19 protein-coding genes are annotated in these 18,890 nt (G+C 60.0%); 12 read left to right on the forward strand and 7 right to left on the reverse strand.

The window, feature by feature from the left end:
- Both ACSQ2A_RS15670 and ACSQ2A_RS15675 read right to left on the reverse strand, forming a co-directional pair.
- Positions 1-831, reverse strand: a complete 831-nt coding sequence (locus tag ACSQ2A_RS15670) for a shikimate dehydrogenase (RefSeq protein WP_436072983.1) — start codon at positions 829-831, stop codon at positions 1-3.
- Between the two features lie 6 nt (positions 832-837).
- Complete coding sequence (locus ACSQ2A_RS15675; RefSeq protein WP_436073224.1) at positions 838-1,440, reverse strand: Maf family protein; 603 nt, start codon at positions 1,438-1,440, stop codon at positions 838-840.
- A gap of 505 nt (positions 1,441-1,945) precedes the next feature.
- Here ACSQ2A_RS15675 and hemE point away from each other — a divergent pair.
- The 8 genes from hemE to ACSQ2A_RS15715 all read left to right on the forward strand — a co-directional run bounded on the left by hemE (position 1,946) and on the right by ACSQ2A_RS15715 (position 10,608).
- Positions 1,946-2,914: a uroporphyrinogen decarboxylase gene (hemE, locus tag ACSQ2A_RS15680; RefSeq protein WP_436072984.1), complete on the forward strand. Its 969-nt coding sequence runs from the start codon at positions 1,946-1,948 to the stop codon at positions 2,912-2,914.
- Positions 2,915-2,924: 10 nt separating this feature from the next.
- A complete protein-coding gene (gene hemJ, locus ACSQ2A_RS15685; RefSeq protein ID WP_035084755.1) occupies positions 2,925-3,350 on the forward strand; it encodes a protoporphyrinogen oxidase HemJ in 426 nt (141 codons plus the stop codon).
- A gap of 292 nt (positions 3,351-3,642) precedes the next feature.
- A complete protein-coding gene (rho, locus tag ACSQ2A_RS15690) occupies positions 3,643-4,908 on the forward strand; it encodes a transcription termination factor Rho (RefSeq protein ID WP_035084758.1) in 1,266 nt (421 codons plus the stop codon).
- A gap of 10 nt (positions 4,909-4,918) precedes the next feature.
- On the forward strand, positions 4,919-6,211 hold the full coding sequence (mnmE, locus tag ACSQ2A_RS15695) for a tRNA uridine-5-carboxymethylaminomethyl(34) synthesis GTPase MnmE (protein WP_436072985.1): 1,293 nt from the start codon (positions 4,919-4,921) through the stop codon (positions 6,209-6,211).
- Positions 6,212-6,389: 178 nt separating this feature from the next.
- Positions 6,390-8,252 carry a tRNA uridine-5-carboxymethylaminomethyl(34) synthesis enzyme MnmG gene (gene mnmG, locus ACSQ2A_RS15700; RefSeq protein ID WP_436072986.1) on the forward strand — a complete coding sequence of 621 codons (1,863 nt, stop codon included), beginning with the start codon at positions 6,390-6,392 and terminating at the stop codon, positions 8,250-8,252.
- Positions 8,252-8,899, forward strand: a complete 648-nt coding sequence (gene rsmG / locus ACSQ2A_RS15705; protein WP_436072987.1) for a 16S rRNA (guanine(527)-N(7))-methyltransferase RsmG — start codon at positions 8,252-8,254, stop codon at positions 8,897-8,899. Before mnmG ends, rsmG begins: the two co-directional genes overlap by 1 nt.
- Before the next feature lie 22 nt (positions 8,900-8,921).
- The gene (locus ACSQ2A_RS15710) at positions 8,922-9,722 is read left to right on the forward strand and encodes a ParA family protein (RefSeq protein WP_436072988.1); all 801 of its coding nucleotides are present in this window, start codon (positions 8,922-8,924) and stop codon (positions 9,720-9,722) included.
- Positions 9,723-9,732: 10 nt separating this feature from the next.
- Positions 9,733-10,608, forward strand: coding sequence for a ParB/RepB/Spo0J family partition protein (locus ACSQ2A_RS15715; protein WP_436072989.1), 876 nt, complete (start codon positions 9,733-9,735; stop codon positions 10,606-10,608).
- A gap of 221 nt (positions 10,609-10,829) precedes the next feature.
- On the opposite strand, the gene holA is transcribed toward ACSQ2A_RS15715, so the two are convergent.
- From holA to leuS, 3 genes are read right to left on the reverse strand one after another with little or no spacing between them, the layout of a single operon-like run.
- On the reverse strand, positions 10,830-11,852 hold the full coding sequence (gene holA / locus ACSQ2A_RS15720) for a DNA polymerase III subunit delta (RefSeq protein WP_436072990.1): 1,023 nt from the start codon (positions 11,850-11,852) through the stop codon (positions 10,830-10,832).
- Positions 11,849-12,355 (reverse strand): LPS assembly lipoprotein LptE, encoded by a 507-nt coding sequence (gene lptE / locus ACSQ2A_RS15725; RefSeq protein WP_436072991.1) that lies wholly within the window; start codon positions 12,353-12,355, stop codon positions 11,849-11,851. Before lptE ends, holA begins: the two co-directional genes overlap by 4 nt.
- Positions 12,342-14,975: a leucine--tRNA ligase gene (gene leuS, locus ACSQ2A_RS15730; RefSeq protein WP_436072992.1), complete on the reverse strand. Its 2,634-nt coding sequence runs from the start codon at positions 14,973-14,975 to the stop codon at positions 12,342-12,344. Before leuS ends, lptE begins: the two co-directional genes overlap by 14 nt.
- Positions 14,976-15,114: 139 nt before the next feature.
- On the opposite strand from leuS, the gene ACSQ2A_RS15735 reads away from it, so the two are divergent.
- The 3 genes from ACSQ2A_RS15735 (at position 15,115) to ACSQ2A_RS15745 (ending at position 17,176) form a co-directional block, all read left to right on the forward strand.
- On the forward strand, positions 15,115-15,798 hold the full coding sequence (locus ACSQ2A_RS15735) for a YggS family pyridoxal phosphate-dependent enzyme (protein WP_436072993.1): 684 nt from the start codon (positions 15,115-15,117) through the stop codon (positions 15,796-15,798).
- Positions 15,799-15,926: 128 nt separating this feature from the next.
- Complete coding sequence (locus ACSQ2A_RS15740) at positions 15,927-16,610, forward strand: response regulator transcription factor (RefSeq protein ID WP_035084782.1); 684 nt, start codon at positions 15,927-15,929, stop codon at positions 16,608-16,610.
- Positions 16,611-16,723: 113 nt separating this feature from the next.
- Positions 16,724-17,176 carry a Crp/Fnr family transcriptional regulator gene (locus tag ACSQ2A_RS15745; RefSeq protein ID WP_436072994.1) on the forward strand — a complete coding sequence of 151 codons (453 nt, stop codon included), beginning with the start codon at positions 16,724-16,726 and terminating at the stop codon, positions 17,174-17,176.
- A gap of 29 nt (positions 17,177-17,205) precedes the next feature.
- Here ACSQ2A_RS15745 and ACSQ2A_RS15750 read toward each other — a convergent pair whose 3' ends face one another.
- Positions 17,206-17,361 (reverse strand): hypothetical protein, encoded by a 156-nt coding sequence (locus tag ACSQ2A_RS15750; RefSeq protein WP_436072995.1) that lies wholly within the window; start codon positions 17,359-17,361, stop codon positions 17,206-17,208.
- A 25-nt stretch (positions 17,362-17,386) separates the two neighbouring features.
- On the opposite strand from ACSQ2A_RS15750, the gene ACSQ2A_RS15755 reads away from it, so the two are divergent.
- Positions 17,387-17,902 carry a DUF930 domain-containing protein gene (locus tag ACSQ2A_RS15755; protein WP_436072996.1) on the forward strand — a complete coding sequence of 172 codons (516 nt, stop codon included), beginning with the start codon at positions 17,387-17,389 and terminating at the stop codon, positions 17,900-17,902.
- A 3-nt stretch (positions 17,903-17,905) separates the two neighbouring features.
- Here the strand turns inward: ACSQ2A_RS15755 and ACSQ2A_RS15760 are convergent, their stop codons facing one another.
- Positions 17,906-18,718, reverse strand: coding sequence for an exodeoxyribonuclease III (locus ACSQ2A_RS15760; RefSeq protein ID WP_436072997.1), 813 nt, complete (start codon positions 18,716-18,718; stop codon positions 17,906-17,908).
- Between the last annotated feature and the right edge of the window lie 172 nt (positions 18,719-18,890).

An 18,890-nucleotide genomic window follows, 5' to 3' on the forward strand; every position in this document is an offset into this window, starting at 1 on the left:
TCAGTGACCCAAAGTCGCTTCGATGCGGGCGCGGAGGGCCGGCGTCACTTCCGGCCGCACGCCGAACCAATCGGCAAAACCCGGCACGGCCTGGTGCAGCAGCATGCCAAGGCCATCGACGATTTCGAGGCCATGGGCCTGGGCATCGGCGAGGAGGGGCGTCACTAGCGGAGTATAGACGATGTCGGTGACGAGGCTGGTCTTTGGAAGCAGGCTCATGTCGAGCCAGTCGAAGCGGCTGCCATGCATGCCGATGGAGCTGGTATTGACGACAATGCCGATCTTTGGCGCGAGCTCGGCAAAGGCTTCAAAGCCGTGGGCCTCGAAGGGGCCTTCGATTTCCTCGACCAGCGCTTCGGCATTGGCGAGGGTGCGATTGAGCACATGGACTTTTCCGCCATTGCGCTCGCGCAGGGCAACCAAAATGGCGCGGGCTGCGCCGCCGGCACCGATCACCAGGGCATCGCGCGGGCCATCGGACCAGCCCGGCGCTGTAGCGTCGAGATTGCCGAGAAAACCGAGATAGTCGGTATTGTAGCCGTGCACCTTGCCCCCGCGCACGACCAGCGTATTCACCGCACCGATGGTTTTGGCGAGATCGTCGACGCTGTCGCAAAGGGCAAAAACCGCTTCCTTATGGGGAATGGTGACATTGCCGCCGGCAAATTCGCCCGCGCGCAAACGGTCGAAAAAGGCCGGCAAATCCGCAGGCGCAACGTCGATCGCTTCATAGGAGCCATCAATGCCGTGCTCGGCGAGCCACGTGCCGTGAATGAGCGGCGAACGCGAATGGGCGATGGGGTGGCCGGTGACGAAAGCTTTGATGGTCACGTTTGATCAGGCCCTGACGGAAAGAAGCTCCGGAGCGATATCGCGCAAGGCGCCGATCAGGGGCAAGAGCGGCAGCCCGAGAATCGTGAAATAATCGCCGGTAATGGTCTCGAAGAGCCGAATGGACGGACCTTCGAGCCGATAGCCGCCGACGGAGGTCAGGGCGGCAGGTCCCTCAAGATCGAGAACCAGGTCGCGCTCTTCCGGTTCGAACTGGCGCATGGTCAATTCGGCGGTTTCGATATCGGACCACAACAATTGGCCATTGCGCACGAGCGCGACCGCGGCGTGCAGACGATGGGTCTTGCCGGCGAGATGATCGAGCTGGCGCGCGGCGTCTTCGCGGTTGATGGGCTTGTGGAGCAATTCCGTGCCCAGAGCCAAAGTTTGATCGGCGCCGATCACATAGGCGTCAGGATGGAGTTTTGAGACCGCTTCGGCCTTCGCCTTGGCAAGGAGGCCTGCAAGATCACGGCCGTCAGCCCCGGCCCCCAAAGCCTGGGCTCCGAGGGCGCGTTCATCGATATCGGCCGGAATGACGGAAAAGGAAAAAACAGCCTTTTCCATCAAGGTTTTGCGGGTCGGACTTGAGGAGGCCAGGATCAGCATGGGAACAAGTTTTTCCACACTGTCATCCCCAGCTCAAGGGCGAACTGGGGGAAAGACTCGTAACTTTCACGAGGCACGAAACTTGTTCGACCTATTCGATAAAAAGTTAACAATTCCTTTCCGAGGTTCTCGGACGGGGGCTGGGGGAATCTGTGGGGATAAGCTGAAAGGGCGGGAGCGGCTTTTCACACCCCTCATCCACAGGCGTTACCGAATCGTTGACTCGGGAGTCGCCCTGTTAAGCTCCTCTTAAACTCCATTAACGGGGCAGGCCAGCGGGGTCGGCCACAGATGTTAACAGAGCGTTAATGAAGCGCTGTGCTGAAGTGCCGCCATGGGTCCAGATTGTGGAGCGCCATGAATTGCGGATAAACACCACCATAAAGAAGAAGATAGGAAGACTAAGAGTCTCTTTTGGGTTTTCGAAGGGGACGAAAGGGTGAGTGCAGTGGCCAAGAAAAGATTGCTCGCAACGGTGCTGGGGGAACGCCAGGACACCCCTCCCATGTGGATCATGCGACAGGCTGGTCGCTACCTGCCGGAATATCGCGAGCTCCGCGCCAAGGCCGGAAGCTTTTTGGATCTTTGCTACAATCCCGATTTTGCGACGGAAGTGACGCTGCAGCCACTTCGCCGGTTCGATCTCGACGCGGCTATTTTGTTCTCTGACATTCTGGTCATTCCAGATGCACTCGGACAGAAGGTTCGCTTTGAAGCGGGTGAAGGACCAATGCTCGAGCCCCTGGCCGTGACCGACGTGGATCGGCTTGAGCGCGGCGGGGCTTTGGATCATCTGGCGCCTGTGCTGGAGACCGTGCAGCGGCTGCGAGCGGCACTGGCTCCCGAAAAGACCCTGATCGGCTTCTGTGGCTCTCCCTGGACGGTTGCGACCTATATGCTCAATGGTCGGGGATCGCCCGATCAATGGGTGGCGCGGCGCTTTGCGCTGGAACACCCGGCGGCCTTTTCGAAATTGATGGATGTGCTGGTTGAAACCAGCATTGACTATCTCGTCGCCCAGTTTGAGGCCGGCGCCGATGTGGTGCAGCTTTTTGAGAGCTGGGCGCTCAATCTCGACGATGCGGCTTTTGAAACGCAGGTGATCGAGCCCAATCGACGGATTGTTGAGGGCGTGCGGGCAAAAGTGCCCGGCGCTCCGATCATCGGTTTCCCGCGCGGAGCTGCCGGTAATTTGAAGCGCTATGCGGAAAAGACCGGCGTCAATGCGCTTGGGCTCGACTATGCGACCCCGCTGTCCTTCGCCGACGAATTTTTGCCAAAGACCCTACCGGTTCAGGGCAATCTCGATCCGCTGCGGCTTGTCATCGGCGGCAAGGCGATGGAAGAGCGCGTGATCGAGATCAAGGCCGCGTTTGCGAAGCGCCCGCATATCTTTAATCTCGGCCACGGCATTGTGCCCGAAACCCCGATTTCCCACGTCGAGCGGTTGGTCGAGCTGGTCAAGCAAAGTTGAGAAAATTGAAATGTATGAATGGGTGAAGGCGCTGCACGTCATTTCGGTCATCGCCTGGATGGCCGGCATGCTCTATCTGCCGCGGCTTTTCGTCTATCACACCAAGGCCGAAATCGGCTCCGTGCAGTCCGAGACGTTCAAGGTCATGGAGCGGCGGCTCCTCAAGGGCATTATCAACCCGGCGATGATTGCCACCTGGGTATTTGGGCTCACCATGATCCATCTCGGCGGCGTCGATTGGGGTTCGGGATGGCCCTGGGCCAAGGCGGCCATGGTTCTGGCGATGAGCGGTGTGCATGGCATTCTGGTCGGCCACCAGAAGCGCTTTGCCCGCGACGAGAACGTCAAGGAGCAAAAGTATTTTCGCATCATCAATGAAGTGCCGACTGTGCTGATGATCGGCATTGTCATCATGGTGATCGTGAAGCCGTTTTAGGCGATTGGGGCTCACGGGCGCTGGGCCATTCAAGCATAGCTTTCATGGCCTTCTCAGCTTGAAAGGCTCCACCGGAGCCTTTCATCCGCTGCGCGGAACGCTTCGAAGTTTCACGTGAATCCGCCAAAATTGCCAATCAGGCTCGGTTCCCATCTTGAAACCGGCTGGCGATCACGCTAAATGAAGCCATCAAGCATCCTTCCTCATGCGCGGCCGATTCCGGCACTGCGCGGTGCATTCCCCAAAAATAAAATCCCTCCTCTACGATTTACCCCAAGGGTCCATCGCATCCATGCAGAATATCAAGCTCAGTGAGCTGAAGGCCAAGTCCCCGGCCGAATTGCTGGCGTTCGCCGAAGAACTCGAAGTCGAGAATGCTTCGACCATGCGCAAGCAGGAGTTGATGTTCGCCATTCTCAAGGAATTGGCTTCGCAGGACATCGACATTGTCGGTGAGGGCGTGGTCGAGGTCCTGCCAGACGGCTTTGGCTTCCTCCGCTCTCCTGACGCAAACTATCTTCCGGGCCCTGACGACATCTATGTCAGCCCCAGCCAGATTCGCCGCTTTGGCCTGCGGACTGGCGACACGGTCGAGGGCGAAATCCGCTCTCCCAAGGAAGGCGAGCGCTACTTCGCGCTGCTCAAAGTAAACACCATCAACTTCGAAGATCCCGAGGCGGTTCGCCACAAGGTCAATTTCGATAACCTGACACCCCTCTATCCCGAAGAACGGCTCCGTATGGAGCTGCCAGATCCGACGCTGAAAGATCGCTCGGCTCGTCTTCTTGATCTCGTGGCGCCGCTTGGCAAGGGCCAGCGCGCTCTGATCGTTGCTCCTCCGCGTACTGGTAAGACGGTATTGTTGCAGAATATTGCACAATCTATCGCGACCAATCACCCGGAATGCTATCTCATCGTTCTGCTGATCGACGAACGTCCGGAAGAAGTGACCGACATGCAGCGCTCGGTGCGCGGCGAAGTTATTTCCTCCACCTTTGATGAACCGGCTTCGCGCCACGTCCAGGTCGCTGAAATGGTGATCGAAAAGGCCAAGCGCCTGGTCGAACACAAGCGCGACGTTGTCATTCTCCTCGATTCCATTACCCGCCTCGGCCGCGCTTACAACACCGTGGTTCCAAGCTCGGGCAAGGTTCTTACCGGTGGTGTCGACGCCAATGCCCTGCAACGCCCGAAGCGCTTCTTCGGTGCCGCACGTAATATCGAAGACGGCGGCTCGCTGACCATCATTTCTACGGCGCTGATCGATACCGGCAGCCGAATGGACGAAGTGATCTTCGAAGAATTCAAGGGTACCGGTAACTCGGAAATCATTTTGGACCGCAAGGTCGCGGACAAGCGCATCTTCCCGGCGCTCGACATCACCAAGTCGGGTACCCGCAAGGAAGAGCTGCTGGTCGAGCCCGATATCCTCAAGAAGATGTATGTGCTCCGCCGTATCCTCAATCCGATGGGCACGATCGACGCGATGGAATTCCTTATGGACAAGGTCCGCCAGACCAAGACCAATTCGGATTTCTTCGACTCGATGAATACCTAGTCGCAAAAAAATGCTCGCCGGCGATACGATCATGGCGCTCTCTTCGGGCGCTCTTCCTTCCGGCGTTGCGGTTATCCGCCTCTCGGGCCCAAAAGTCCGGGAGGCGTTTTTGTCTCTTGCTGGTGACCTGCCTGCCCCGCGAACCATGGCTTTGCGCCGGATTGGCGCCGATACCCAGCTAGACCAGGGCCTCGTTGCCTGGTTTCCCGGACCAAACAGTTTTACCGGCGAAGATTGCGCCGAGTTTCACGTCCACGGCTCACCTGCCGGGGTCAAGGCGATCCTTCGTAGCCTAAATACTTTTGGTATTCGCCTGGCTGGTCCGGGGGAGTTCACCCGGCGTGCTTTCGAAAACGGAAAGCTGGACCTGATTGCCGTTGAGGGCCTTGGCGACCTTCTCAGCGCCGAAACCGAAAAGCAGCGCCAACAGGCTCTGGCGCGCTATGACGGTCGGCTTACAGAAAAAGTTGAAGCCTGGCGCAATGATCTGCTCGACTTGCGGGCCGAGATTGAAGCGCGGCTCGATTTTTCGGATGAAGGCGATGTTACCGAGGAACTGCCTGCAGAATTTGCCACCGAACTAGCGAAGTTGAAAACCTCGCTCGTGGATGCGTTGGCGAGTTTGAATAGCGGCCGCATTGTTCGCGAGGGCCTGCGCGTGGCGCTGGCCGGTGCTCCGAATGCCGGAAAATCCAGCTTGATCAATGCGCTGTCAAAGTCTGATATCGCCATCGTTTCCGACGAGGCCGGCACGACGCGTGATGTCCGGGAAGTACCGCTCGATATCGGCGGGCAGCTTTTTGTCCTTTTGGATCTCGCCGGTCTGCGCGAGACCGATAGCCGCGCGGAGGCGGAAGGCATTCGTCGCGCCGAACGCGCAATCCAGGACGCCGATATTCTGCTTTGGCTGGAGGCGCCTGATACTGATGCTGCCCCTCAGCCATTCACGAATGCCACGGTTGTGCGGATTGGGACCAAGTCTGATCTCGGTTCGGCAAGCGGCTACGATCTCCAGATATCGACGACGACCGGGATGGGCCTCGATGTTCTGATCGATCGTTTGCGCGCCATCGGTGAGAATCTTGCCGGCGGCGAGCCGCCCCTGATCAGCCATGAGCGTGACCGCCTGGGGCTTGAGCAGGCAATTTCTGCGGTCGACGAAGCCGTTCTTTATCTCAGCAACTGGGAGCTGGCGGCGGAAGCGTTGCGCCATGCGTCACTCGCGCTAGAGCGAATGATTGGTCGCGTAGACGCTGAGCGGGTTTTGGATCGGCTCTTTGCCAGCTTCTGCATCGGCAAATGATTCACGTGAAACATTACTCGACCACCTGGTGCAGCCACCATCTCGTGATTCACGTGAAACACAGCGAGAGGTTTTCTTGGGAACCAAGACGCTGTATGAGAACGTCAAACTTCAATTGATCGCTCTCCTTTCGCTGCGCCGATTTGTGCGTCGTTGAGAGCCGTTCAGGAAAATTCCTATGACTGACTATGCTGTCATTATCGTCGGAGGCGGTCACGCCGGCTGTGAGGCCGCGGCAGCGTCTGCGCGACTTGGTGTTCCCACGGCGCTCATCACTCATCGCTTCGCCACCATCGGGGAGATGAGCTGCAACCCGGCCATTGGCGGGCTGGGCAAGGGTCATCTTGTCCGTGAAATCGACGCGCTCGATGGCCTTATGGGCCGTGTTGCCGACGAGGCCGGCATTCAGTTCCGCGTGCTCAATCGCCGCAAGGGCCCGGCGGTGCGTGGTCCGCGCGCCCAGGCAGATAGAAAGCTCTATCGTAACGCCATGCAGGCAGCCATTTCGGCGCAGGCCAATCTCGACGTCATCGAAGGCGAGGTTGATGATCTTGAGGTGACAGACGGCGCTATTTCCGGTGTCGTGTTGCTCGATGGTCGCCGCTTTTCAACCAAGGCCGTTGTGCTGACCACAGGGACATTCCTCCGCGGGCTCATTCATCGTGGCGAGGAAACGACGCCGGCCGGCCGGGTGGGCGAAAAGCCGGTGCTCGGCCTTTCGACGCGGCTAGAAAATCTTGGCCTTCAGCTTGGCAGGCTGAAGACGGGAACGCCAGCGCGGCTCGACAAGGATTCCATCAATTATTCCGTCCTCGAAGAACAGCCCGGCGACAATCCGCCCGAAGCGTTCTCGGCGCTGACCAAGGCGATCACGACGCGTCAGGTATCGTGCCACATCACCCGCACGACCGCGGAAACGCACAAGATCATCCAGGATAATCTGCATCGTTCGGCCATGTATTCGGGGCGTATTCAATCTCGCGGTCCGCGCTATTGCCCGTCGATCGAAGACAAGATCGTGCGCTTTGCCGATCGCGACAGCCATCAGATTTTCCTGGAGCCGGAAGGACTTGAAGAGCAGACGGTCTATCCCAATGGTCTCTCCACCTCGCTGCCGGCCGAAGTGCAAGACGCGTTCCTGCGCTCCATGCCTGGGCTCGAAAATGTAAAAATCGTTCGTCCGGGCTATGCCATCGAATATGACTATGTCGATCCGCGCGAGCTGCGGCCGACACTGGAAGTGAAGCGTCAGCCAGGTCTTTACCTCGCTGGGCAGATCAACGGCACGACCGGCTATGAAGAGGCGGGTGCCCAAGGCTTGCTGGCCGGCGCTAACGCGGCGCTGGCGGCGAGCGGCCAGGAGCCGATGATCCTTTCGCGCACTGAGAGCTATCTTGGTGTGATGATCGACGATCTCGTGACCCGGGGTGTTTCCGAGCCGTACCGCATGTTCACCTCGCGCGCGGAGTTCCGGCTACACTTGCGGGCCGACAATGCTGACCAACGCCTGTCGCCGCAGGGTGTCGACAAGGGACTGGTGGGCGAAGAGCGACGTGAGCTGTTCTCGGCGAAGGTTACCGCTCTGGCTGACGGGCGGCAGCGACTTCGGTCCGCAATGGCGTCGCCGAGCGAGGCCCGCAGGGTTGGCATTCCCATCAACGAAGACGGTAAGCGTCGGAGTGCCTTCGAGATTTTGTCCTATCCCGACCTTGGCTGGGACGACGTCACAAAACTCTGGCCGGATCTCACGGATATTCCGGAAGCTGTGCGTGAGCAGCTTGGCATTGATGCCCAGTATGCCGTCTATCTTGATCGGCAGCAGGCCGACATCGAAAGCATGCGGCGCGACGAGCAGCGGCAGATTCCGGACGAACTCGATTATCAGGCCATTCCGGGACTCTCGATCGAGCTGCGGCAGAAGCTGACACAGTTCCGCCCGCAGACCATTGCCCAGGCACAAGCCGTGGACGGTATGACGCCAGCTGCCATTACGCTTCTGCTCGCCGTGATCCGTCGCGGTGATCTGCGGAAGGCCGGTTGATGGCTGATTTCAAGGCGATTACGCCTTACGCGGCGCATTTTGGTCGGTCGCTGGACGAGGTTGGCCGAGACCTGGAATCCTATGCTGCGCTGCTGAGAAAATGGCAGGTTGTGCAGAATCTTGTTTCACGTGAAACGTTGGGCTCCATGTGGGAACGACACTTTGCCGACAGCTTGCAGGTATTACCACTGCTGACAGCGACTGATCGTGAGTTCATGGACCTTGGCAGTGGCGGTGGATTTCCAGCTTTGCCATTGGCAGTCGCCAGCAAAGGTCTGGACCGGCATTTTGTGCTGGTGGAACCGACGGCACGAAAGGTTAGCTTTCTACGGACCGTGGCGCGCGAGCTTGATCTCAATGTGACCGTCATTGGCCGGCGCAGCGACGAAATTGATTCACGTGAAACACCCGAGCCGGATGTGATTACGTCCCGCGCTCTGGCGGCTTTGCCGCTGCTTTGTGATTGGATGGAGCCCTTTTTCGCTGAGAAAACAAGGGCGATCCTGCATAAAGGGCGGGAACATGTTGATGAACTCACGGAATCGGGTGCGCATTGGCACTATGACGTGGTAGTAAACAAGAGTGACACTGATCCGGGCGGCGTGATCCTGACGATCACGAATCTTAAAAGAAAATCAGCGTCTTAGCGGCACAACTGGAGGCCTGCTCTTGGCACCCCGTATCCTGACCCTGGCAAATCAGAAGGGTGGCGTCGGCAAGACGACCACTGCGATCAATCTGGCAACGGCGCTGGCAGCCATTGGCGAGCGCGTGCTGATTGTCGATCTCGACCCGCAGGGCAACGCTTCCACCGGCCTCGGCATTTCGCGCGACGATCGTGAAGTCTCGTCCTATGACGTGCTGGTGGGCGAAGCCAGCGTGGCGCAGGCGGCGATCATGACCAGCGTGCCGAACGTTGCGATCATTCCCTCGACCATGGACCTCTTGGGCGTCGAGTTGACGATTGCGGGGCAGGCGGATCGCGCTTTCAAGCTGCGCGACGCCTTCAAGCAGCTTTCGGATCTGCGGATAAATGACCAGGCGGTGAGCTATATTCTCATCGATTGCCCGCCGTCGCTGAACCTGCTTACCGTCAATTCGCTCGTGGCGGCCGATGCCGTGCTGGTGCCCCTGCAGTGCGAGTTTTTTGCGCTCGAAGGCCTTAGCCAGCTTTTGCAGACCATCGAACAGATTCGCTCGACGCTCAATGCGCGCCTGTCCATTCAGGGCGTGGTGATGACCATGTTCGACAAGCGCAACAATCTGTCCGAGCAGGTGCTTGCTGACGTGCGCAGCGAAATGGGCGATTTGGTCTATGACACGGTCATCCCGCGAAACGTGCGGCTGTCCGAAGCGCCGTCCTATGGCAAGCCGGCGCTGCTTTATGATCTGAAATGCGCGGGCAGCCAGGCCTATTTGCGCCTCGCCACCGAAGTCATCCGCCGCGAGCGGCGGCTGGTAGCAGCCTAGGAGTTCCACGATGAACGACAAACCCACACGTCTTGGCCGGGGTCTGGCTGCTCTCATTGGCGATATGGCTTCCCTGGAAGCAGCGCGCGTTACCGATACGGGTTCCGGCGGCAAAAAACTGCCGGTTGATTTTATCATCGCCAACCGGGCCAATCCGCGGCGGACATTTGATCCCGATCAGCTCGAAGAGCTGACCAATTCGATCCGAGAAAAGGGCGTCATGTCGCCGCTGCTGGTGCGGCCGACGGATGATCCGAACATTTTTGAGCTCATTGCCGGCGAACGTCGCTGGCGTGCGGCGCAGAAGGCTGGGTTGCACGATGTGCCGGTTATCGTCCGCGAGGTCGATGACAAGGAAGCGCTCGAGCTTGCCATTATCGAGAACGTGCAGCGGGCCGATCTTAATCCGCTCGAAGAGGCCATGGGTTATGGCCAACTCATCGAGCAGTTCGAGTATACGCAGCAGGACCTGGCGCAGGTGATCGGCAAGAGCCGTTCGCATGTGGCCAATACGCTGCGCCTGCTAAAACTGCCGGAAGATGTGCGTGGCATGGTTTCGAGTGGCACGCTGACGGCCGGTCATGCGCGTACGCTGATCACGGTTGAAGATCCCTCGGGTTTGGCGCGGCAGATTGTTGATAAGGGGCTTTCGGTGCGTGAAGCCGAGGCCCTGAGCCAGCAGCGCGAAGCGCCGGCGCGCAAAGTTCCTGCCAGCGAACCGGCACGCGATGCCGATACGGTGGCGCTCGAGCGTCGTCTTTCCGATGTTTTGGGTCTCTCCGTGTCGCTCAACCATTCGGATCGCGGCGGGCGTGTGGAAATCCGCTACAAGACGCTGGAACAGCTCGATGCGCTTTGTCTGAAGCTGACAGGGCAGCATAATTAGGCTGCTCAGGAATTTTGAAACTTTGGAAACCCCGCGAAAGCGGGGTTTTTGTTTGCGGTGCGCGCTGTCATTCCCACGAAAGCGGGAATCCCAAGTCGTGGGGGAGATTCCCGCTTTCGCGGGAATGACACCGTGGGGGCAATAGGTTCAGCTACTGGGAGGTAGCCCGTTTGCTGAACGACCCACATTGCCAGAATGATCCACGTGAAACACGTTTGAAATCAATGTGTTGCAGCCATCATGCAGAGCGCGAGGGTGGTCCGGTGCAGGATCGCGGTTGCCAAAGCGGGTTTGCGGCGGCTGTCGCTCGTTGCCTGTAGCAGGCGTTCTGAGGCTTGGGCGAGAGCCGGGTCGGTCCAGAGGCGGAGCTGTTGCTCGAGTTGACCGATGCGCGAAAAGTGGGGCTTGGGCTTTACGTTGTCGAGGACGCCGCGTGGGCTCTTGCCGGCATCGACCTCGACGCGCCAGCGGCGGAGGCTGGCGAAATGATTGGTCAGCACAGCCAGCAATTGCTGGGGATTGACCGAGGAGGTGAGGGCGCGATTAAGCGCCATTTCCAGCTTTTCGGCATGACCGCCGCCGGTGGCGTCGAGAATCGCGTCGATCGCGAGGGCACCGTTGTCGGCGCAGAGCGTGAGAACGTCTTCGCGGGTCAGGGATTTGCTGCTGGCGGCGAAAAGGGTCAGCTTTTCGAGCTCGCGGCGGGTGATTTCGCGGTCATTGCCCAAAATTTCGCGCAGCGTGGGGACAACGTCGGAATCGACGCGGATACCGGCCTGATTGAAGGTTTCGCGCATCAGATTGGTGAGCGTTTCGTCGGTATCGGGGTAGCAGGGCAGGGCGCGGCCGAGTTTGGCGGCTTCCACCAGCGCGCGAAGGGCATCGCGTGGGGCGAGATTGCCCGCTTCGAGCACGATGGCGGTGCCGCCGGGGTCGTCGCGGAGCTCCGTCAGCGGCATGACGAGGCTTTTGCTGGCGTTTCGGACGCGGATAATCCGCTTGCCGCCGAAAAGCGAGGTGCTGCGGGCTTCGGTGATCAGGCGGCCGGGCTCGGCGTCGAGTTCGGGGCCGTCGAAGATGAAAACGTCGGCGGAGGCAGGGTCATCGCCGCTCAAATAGCGAATCAGGCGCTGCGCGGTTTCGCGGACGAGGCCACCGTCGGGGCCGTAAGCTAAGAAGATGCCTTCGGTGAGGTCGGGGCGCGCCAGGAAGCGAGCGACCTCATGGGCCTTGAGTGCGGTCATCCCTTGGCGAGGGCCGCTAGAATGGCCAGGCGCAGCGACTCAGCCACGGAACGCGCGGCGCGCTCCTGGGCCTCGATGATCGCGGATTCGTCGGCCAGGACCTGTCCGCTGCGCGTGTGCTGGGCTTTTGCGACCCGGGTAATGGTGATCGGCTTGCTATCGACACCATCGCGCGGGGTGATGGTCAGCGTGGCCGAAACAGTCATTTCGCGCGGTTTGTTGGGATTGGCCGTGGCGCTGAGATAGGGCTCGGCGTCGCTGGCCGACACCGTCACAGAGACGAGCGGCGCCGTGGGGGAGGTGGTCTTGCCGAGGCGGAAGCTCAGTTCCTGATAGACGATCTGTTCCAACCGCGTCTTGGGCGCCGCGTAAGCGAGCTGCAGCTGGGGGTTTTCGGCCAGCGCGCCCGAATAGACGGGCTGGAAGGAACAGGCCCCGAGCCCGGCCGAAGCCAGGGCAAGGGGGACGATCAGGGCGAGGCGCTTTAGCCTAGACAACGACATTTACGATCCTGTCCTGCACCACGACGATTTTCTTCGGGGCTTTGCCCTCCAGAATGCGGACAACTTCGTCGAGTGACAAGACGCGTTGTTCGACTTCGGCGGCGGCAAGACCCTTGGCCACGGAGATTTCGGCGCGGCGCTTGCCGTTGATCTGGATCGGCAGGGTCACTTCGTCGTCGACCAGCAGGGCCGGATCGACATCCGGCCAGCGTGCGTCGGCGACAAGGCCAGTCTTTCCAAGAACTTCCCAGCAGGTTTCGGCGAGGTGCGGCATCATCGGGCTCAGAAGGATCGTCAGCTTTTCGACGCCTTCGGCGATGGCGGCGCGCTGGGCAGAGCCCAGATTGCTGCCCAGCGCCTTGGTCAGGGCATTGGTCAGCTCATAGATCTGGGCGACGGCGCGGTTGAACCGCAGGCCCTCGATGTCGTGAGCGATGCCGTGGACTGAGCGGTGGATGATGCGGCGCAGGGCCAGCGCATCGCTGCGTAGCGCCAGCTTTTCGTTTACATCATCGTCGGAAACAGTCTCGGAAGATTGTTTGGCAATCTCGATCGATTCATTGACCAGGCGCCAGACGCGCTGCTGGAAGCGGCTGGCGCCTTCGACGCCGGCTTCGGTCCATTGCACGTCGCGTTCCGGGGGAGAATCCGAGAGCATGAACCAGCGGGCGGTATCGGCGCCGTAGGTGGCGACAATCTCGTCGGGATCCACGACGTTCTTCTTGGATTTGCTCATCTTTTCGACCGAGCCGATGCTGATCGGCGCGCCGGTCTTGAGATCGCGAGCAGTGCGGGTATCACCATTGGCTTCAATGACGATTTCGGTGGGGTTCACCCACTCGCCTGATTGAGACTTGTAGGTTTCGTGCGTCACCATGCCCTGGGTGAAGAGGCCCTTGAAGGGTTCGCTGATGTCGACGTGCCCGGTTGCCTTCATGGCGCGCGTGAAGAAGCGCGAATAGAGCAGGTGCAAAATCGCGTGCTCGACCCCGCCGATATATTGGTCGACCGGCAGCCAGCGATTGGCGACGGCCGGCACGGTTGGGGTATCGGCCTGGGGCGCGGTGAAACGGGCAAAATACCAGGACGAATCCACAAAAGTGTCCATGGTGTCGGTTTCGCGACGAGCTGAAGCACCACACTGCGGGCAGTGAACGTGCTTCCAGGTCGGGTGGTGGTCGAGCGCATTGCCCGGCTTGTCGAAGGTGACGTCGTCGGGCAGGCGGACCGGCAGATCCTTCTTGGGCACGGGGATGGTGCCGCAGACTTCGCAATGGACGACCGGGATCGGGCAGCCCCAATAGCGCTGGCGCGAAATGCCCCAGTCGCGCAGGCGATAGTTCACTTCCACCTTGCCCTGCACCTTGCCGCCGACGGTCTGGGCGCCAAAGTGCTCGGCAATCTTCTTTTTGGCGTCGTCGATGGAGAGGCCATCGAGGAAACCGGAATTGAAAATGTTGCCAGCGTCAACATAGGCTTCGTTGCCGACTTCGAACGTTTTCGGGTCGGCGCCCTGCGGCAGCACGACGGGAATGACGCTCAGGCCATATTTGCGCGCCAGGTCGAGGTCGCGCTGATCGTGCGCCGGGCAGCCGAAAATGGCGCCGGTGCCGTAATCCATCAGGATAAAATTGGCGACATAAACGGGCAGCGTCTCGCCTTCGATGACCGGATGTTTTACGCGAAGACCCGTGTCAAAACCCTGCTTTTCCGCCTTTTCCAGCGTTTCCGTGGCCGTGCCGTGGCGATGGCATTCGGCGACGAATTCGGCCAAGGCCGGATTGTTAGCAGCCAAAGCAGTCGTAAGCGGGTGGTCAGGCGAGAGGCCGATGAAGGAGGCGCCAAAAATGGTGTCCGGGCGCGTGGTGAAGACCTCGATGCTGGTGGCATCGGTCTTGTCCGACGGGGCCAGTTCGAACAGCAGGCGCAGGCCTTCGGACTTGCCGATCCAGTTGCGCTGCATGGTGCGGACTTTTTCCGGCCATTCGGTCAGGGTGTCGAGCGCTTCGAGCAGGTCTTCGGCAAAGTCGGAAATCTTGAAGAACCACTGGGTCAGCTCGCGCTGTTCCACCACGGCGCCCGAGCGCCAGCCCTTGCCGTCGATGACCTGCTCATTGGCGAGCACGGTCATGTCAACTGGGTCCCAGTTCACCTTCGAATTTTTCCGGGTGATCAGGCCTGCTTCGAGCATGTCGATGAAGAGGGCCTGCTGGTGCTTGTAATATTCGGGCGAGCAGGTGGCGAATTCGCGCGTCCAGTCGATGGAGAGACCCATCGATTTGAGCTGGGCTTTCATCGCTTCGATGTTTTGGTAGGTCCAGGTGCCGGGATGGGTCTTGCGCTCGATGGCAGCATTTTCCGCCGGCAGGCCAAAGGCGTCCCAACCCATGGGGTGCAGCACGTTACGGCCCCTAGCGCGATAGTAGCGCGCCACGACGTCGCCCATGGAATAGTTGCGCACGTGGCCCATATGGATGCGCCCGGACGGGTACGGGAACATTTCCAGGACATAGTAGGGCTCGCGCGGATCGTCATTGGCGGTGACGAAGCTCTTCGCATCGTCCCAGATTTTTTGCCATTTCGGTTCGCTTTCGCGCGGATTGTAGCGTTCGCCGCTCACTTGCTCGTCCTTGAAAATTCTTTGTCCGAAGCGCGCGTTTGACCTCAAAGGGCTGGGCCAGCTTGCGCTTTTGGGGGATTTTGGCTACCGGACCATCACCAGAAATCCCCCTCAAGGTCAACAGAAACGGGGCCTTCTCATGGCCGATCGCGTCAATGGCGCTCGCGCAGCGCTCGACTACATCACAACCCGCATGGAAAAGGCGCGGCGCCGCTTCGGCGCGCCGCCTGAAAGTGTCGAACTCATTGCCGTGTCGAAGACTTTTGACGCCGAGGCGGTGCGACCATTTCTGGAGGCCGGGCAGCGCGTCTTTGGCGAGAATCGCGTGCAGGAGGCCAAGGAAAAATGGCCGGGTCTGCGTGAGGCTTTTCCCGATGTGGTGCTGCATCTGATCGGACCGCTGCAGACCAACAAGGCACGGGAAGCCGTGGCCTTGTTCGACGTCATCGAAACCCTCGACCGCGAAAAACTTGCCGGCGTTTTGGCCGAAGAGATGCAACGCGCCGGAAAGCGCCTGCCGTGTTTCGTGCAGGTCAATATTGGCGGCGAGGAGCAGAAGGCCGGCATTTCCGTGGATGAGGCCGTGGATTTCGTGCGGCGCTGCCGCGAGGTGCATGGGCTCGATATCGTGGGCCTGATGTGCATTCCGCCCGATGGCCAGCCGGCCGGACCCTACTTTGCGCATCTCGCAGCGCTGGGGAAGCTGGCGGGCGTTGAAAACCTCTCCATGGGCATGAGCGGGGATTTCGAGACGGCCATTGCCATGGGCGCCACCCATGTTCGCGTGGGCTCGGCGCTCTTTGGGCGGCGCACTCAACTCTGAGGCGCTGCAACTTTTTCCAGGGCCTAGGCGTTACTTTGAGCCGAATAACGTCGATGTGATTGGCGGGCCAAGAACAGGTCGCAATGATGTGATCTTGGTCCGCTGAGTGAAAAAGACCGGAGACTGCAATGAATAAGCGACGCATCCTTGTTGTGGACGACGATGCGGATCTTCGCGAAACCCTGGTCGAACAGCTCAAGAGCCAGCCTGAATTCGACATAGTCGAAGCCGGCACCGCCAATGATGCGCTGAAAGCCCTGCGCGAGAACAATGTCGAGCTGACGATCCTCGATGTCGGCCTGCCCGACATGGATGGGCGCGATGCGGTAAAGCTGATGCGCCAGGAGGGGTTCAAGAGCCCGGTGCTGATGTTGACCGGGCACGATACCGAGGCGGACGAAATCAAGGGCCTTGATTCGGGGGCCAATGATTATTTGACCAAACCCTTCCGCTTCCCCGTACTGCTCGCCCGCATCAATGCGGCCCTGCGCCAGCACGATCAGAGCGAGGATGCCGTTTTCACCATCGGCCAATACAGCTTTCAGCCGGCAGCAAAGCTGCTGGAGAGCAATGACGGCATCAAGGTGCGGCTGACGGACAAGGAAACGTCCATCCTGAAATATCTTTACCGGCAGGGTCCGAAGACGATTACGCGCGACGTGCTGCTCAAGGAAGTCTGGGGTTACAACAACCGCGTGACCACCCATACGCTCGAAACGCACATCTATCGCCTGCGTCAAAAAATCGAGCGCGACCCTTCCAATGCGCGGCTTCTAGTGACGGAAGACGGGGGATATCGCCTCGTTCCCTAATGATGCCCGTCAAGGGTGTTCATAAAGTGGAAAAACTGCCCTATAGACAGATGCGTTGACCCGCCGGAAACTTTTCGGCGGGCGGGGCGCATTCGGGTCTGTGGCTGATGAGAATGGACGATGCGGCCGCCATTCTGGGGCGGGCCGATTTCTTCATGATGTGTGACGACGAGCAGCGGCGTATGCTGGGCTTTGCCAGCGATCGCCGCCACGTCGAGGCCGACGAAATCATCTACAAGGCCGGCACGGTGCCCGAGGGCGCCTATGTGCTCATCGAAGGCACGCTCAAGGCGCGCAATGAGGGCGTCGAGGCCGGAAAGCCCTATGCGTTGTCGGAGCCAGGCAGCGTCGTTTCGACCATGGCGCTGATTCTCGACAAGCCACGGCCGGTGACCATCACCGCCGTCACCGATTGCGAATTGCTCTTCGTGCCGCGCACGGCGTTTTTGAAGCTGATTCGGCAATATCCTGAGCTGGCTCAGAAAGCGGCGCAGCGGATCGAGCGGGAGCTGACGGGTTATCTCGGGGCGCTCGACCCGCTCCGGCGGAAGATGAAGAGCAAATAAAGCCTCCCAAAATCAGCCGCAAAGCCGGTTCACGCCGACATCATGTGGGGCGCATATTCTCTTTTCCATTGGCAGAGACAGGGTTCGTTTGCCGGATCGTTGCTGGCGCATAGCCTGTTGTTGAGCGCGGTTTTCTGGCTGTCGGTGCCCAAACCGCTGCCCGTGCCACCGTCGCGCGCAATCATGGTCGAGCTCATTCCGGAAGCCGAAATGCCTTCCAGGCCGGCAGATTGGGCCGAAAAGCTCTCTTCGTCGGGTGTTGAGCGCGAGGCGCTCGCCGAACCGGTCGAGGAATTGGCGCTTCCACAGCCATTGCCCGTACAACAGCAGGCCGATGGCATGGTTGCGGCCACGGATTTTTACGCAGCATCGATTCTCAATGACCCCGCAAACAGCGAGGTGCGGGAGAACTTTCCGCTATTGGCTGATCAGGAACAGATCATCCAGATCTGCAATATCGAGGCGCTGGAGCAATTGCGCGAGGCCGGGCTGGGGGAGCCGCCGGATGCGCTTGTCGGCTATGCCTTCGGGGCGATCGAGGTGAGCGGGCTCGACCTCGTCGCGGATGGCGGCGCGTTCCGCAGCGCTGGCCGATGGCGCCATATCCGCTATCGCTGCGCGGTGGCGCCCGATATCCGCAGCGTTGCCGCCTTCGAATATGCCCTGGGCGAGCTGGTGCCGGAAAGCGAGTGGGAAGCTCACTTTCTCAACGCCACCGACGAGTGAATTTTATGGCCTTGCGAAGCGGGCGATCACCGGCACGTGGTCCGACGGTTTGTCGGTCCAGCCGCGGGCGGGGCGGATGATTTCGGCTGAGATGGATTGTTCGGCGACGTCGGCGGTGGCCCAGATGTGGTCGAGGCGGCGGCCCTTGTCGGCGGCGTTCCAGTCGGCGCTGCGATAGCTCCACCAGGAATAGAGTTTTTGGTCGTAGGGGACGTGCTTGCGCACGACGTCGACCCAGCCATGGCCGCCGCTCAGCAGGCCATTGAGCGCCTCGGTTTCGACCGGGGTGTGGCTGACGATTTTCAGCAGCTGCTTGTGGCTCCAGACGTCGTTCTCATGCGGGGCAATGTTGAAATCGCCAGCGATGAGATGGCCGCGCTGGAAGACGGGTTCATTGAACCAGGTCTTCAGTTCGGAGAGGAACCCCAGCTTGTGCTTGAATTTGGGATTGATCTCTGGATCGGGCTCATCGCCGCCGGCCGGGATGTAGAAATTGTGCAGCGTGAAGGGGCCATGGCCCATGTCGACCAGCGCCGAGACATGGCGCGATTCCGGAATCTCGCAGAAAACGCGGCTCGACACGTCGGTCAGCGGAAATTTTGAGACGATGGCGACGCCGTGATAGCCCTTTTGGCCGTGCACGGCCATGTGCGGATAGCCGTTCTCGATAAAGGCATTCCGCGGGAACTGGTCATTGGTGCACTTGATCTCCTGCAGCATCAGGACGTCGGGCTGATATTGGCGCAGAAAATCGAGCACCATATCGAGGCGCAGGCGAACCGAATTGATGTTCCAGGTGACGACGGAAAGGGTCATGGGGGAGATCCGGATGCTTTTGGGCTTTGGGGCCGAGGCATTCTTATGGACAAGCGCGGGCGAGGGGTAAAGCCGGAAATGGCGGGGCAGGGCGGACTGCTGACGCGGGGTGTCAGGGGCTATGAGCGCTTGGCTCCACCCCCTCCCGTCCTCCCCCATTAAGGGGGAGGTG

It is taken from the genome of Devosia sp. LjRoot3, from assembly GCF_964252865.1.
Taxonomy (GTDB): Bacteria; Pseudomonadota; Alphaproteobacteria; order Rhizobiales; family Devosiaceae; genus Devosia.

What these genes read in the sequence shown, in the direction of transcription:
- ACSQ2A_RS15675 (WP_436073224.1), bottom strand. Translation starts at nt 1,440, where the DNA reads ATGCTGATCCTGGCCTCCTCAAGTCCGACCCGCAAAACCTTGATGGAA.
- hemE (WP_436072984.1), top strand. Translation starts at nt 1,946, where the DNA reads ATGTGGATCATGCGACAGGCTGGTCGCTACCTGCCGGAATATCGCGAG.
- hemJ (WP_035084755.1), top strand. Translation starts at nt 2,925, where the DNA reads ATGTATGAATGGGTGAAGGCGCTGCACGTCATTTCGGTCATCGCCTGG.
- rho (WP_035084758.1), top strand. Translation starts at nt 3,643, where the DNA reads ATGCAGAATATCAAGCTCAGTGAGCTGAAGGCCAAGTCCCCGGCCGAA.
- mnmE (WP_436072985.1), top strand. Translation starts at nt 4,919, where the DNA reads ATGCTCGCCGGCGATACGATCATGGCGCTCTCTTCGGGCGCTCTTCCT.
- mnmG (WP_436072986.1), top strand. Translation starts at nt 6,390, where the DNA reads ATGACTGACTATGCTGTCATTATCGTCGGAGGCGGTCACGCCGGCTGT.
- rsmG (WP_436072987.1), top strand. Translation starts at nt 8,252, where the DNA reads ATGGCTGATTTCAAGGCGATTACGCCTTACGCGGCGCATTTTGGTCGG.
- ACSQ2A_RS15715 (WP_436072989.1), top strand. Translation starts at nt 9,733, where the DNA reads ATGAACGACAAACCCACACGTCTTGGCCGGGGTCTGGCTGCTCTCATT.
- holA (WP_436072990.1), bottom strand. Translation starts at nt 11,852, where the DNA reads ATGACCGCACTCAAGGCCCATGAGGTCGCTCGCTTCCTGGCGCGCCCC.
- lptE (WP_436072991.1), bottom strand. Translation starts at nt 12,355, where the DNA reads ATGTCGTTGTCTAGGCTAAAGCGCCTCGCCCTGATCGTCCCCCTTGCC.
- ACSQ2A_RS15735 (WP_436072993.1), top strand. Translation starts at nt 15,115, where the DNA reads ATGGCCGATCGCGTCAATGGCGCTCGCGCAGCGCTCGACTACATCACA.
- ACSQ2A_RS15740 (WP_035084782.1), top strand. Translation starts at nt 15,927, where the DNA reads ATGAATAAGCGACGCATCCTTGTTGTGGACGACGATGCGGATCTTCGC.
- ACSQ2A_RS15745 (WP_436072994.1), top strand. Translation starts at nt 16,724, where the DNA reads ATGGACGATGCGGCCGCCATTCTGGGGCGGGCCGATTTCTTCATGATG.
- ACSQ2A_RS15750 (WP_436072995.1), bottom strand. Translation starts at nt 17,361, where the DNA reads ATGATTGCGCGCGACGGTGGCACGGGCAGCGGTTTGGGCACCGACAGC.
- ACSQ2A_RS15755 (WP_436072996.1), top strand. Translation starts at nt 17,387, where the DNA reads ATGCCTTCCAGGCCGGCAGATTGGGCCGAAAAGCTCTCTTCGTCGGGT.
- ACSQ2A_RS15760 (WP_436072997.1), bottom strand. Translation starts at nt 18,718, where the DNA reads ATGACCCTTTCCGTCGTCACCTGGAACATCAATTCGGTTCGCCTGCGC.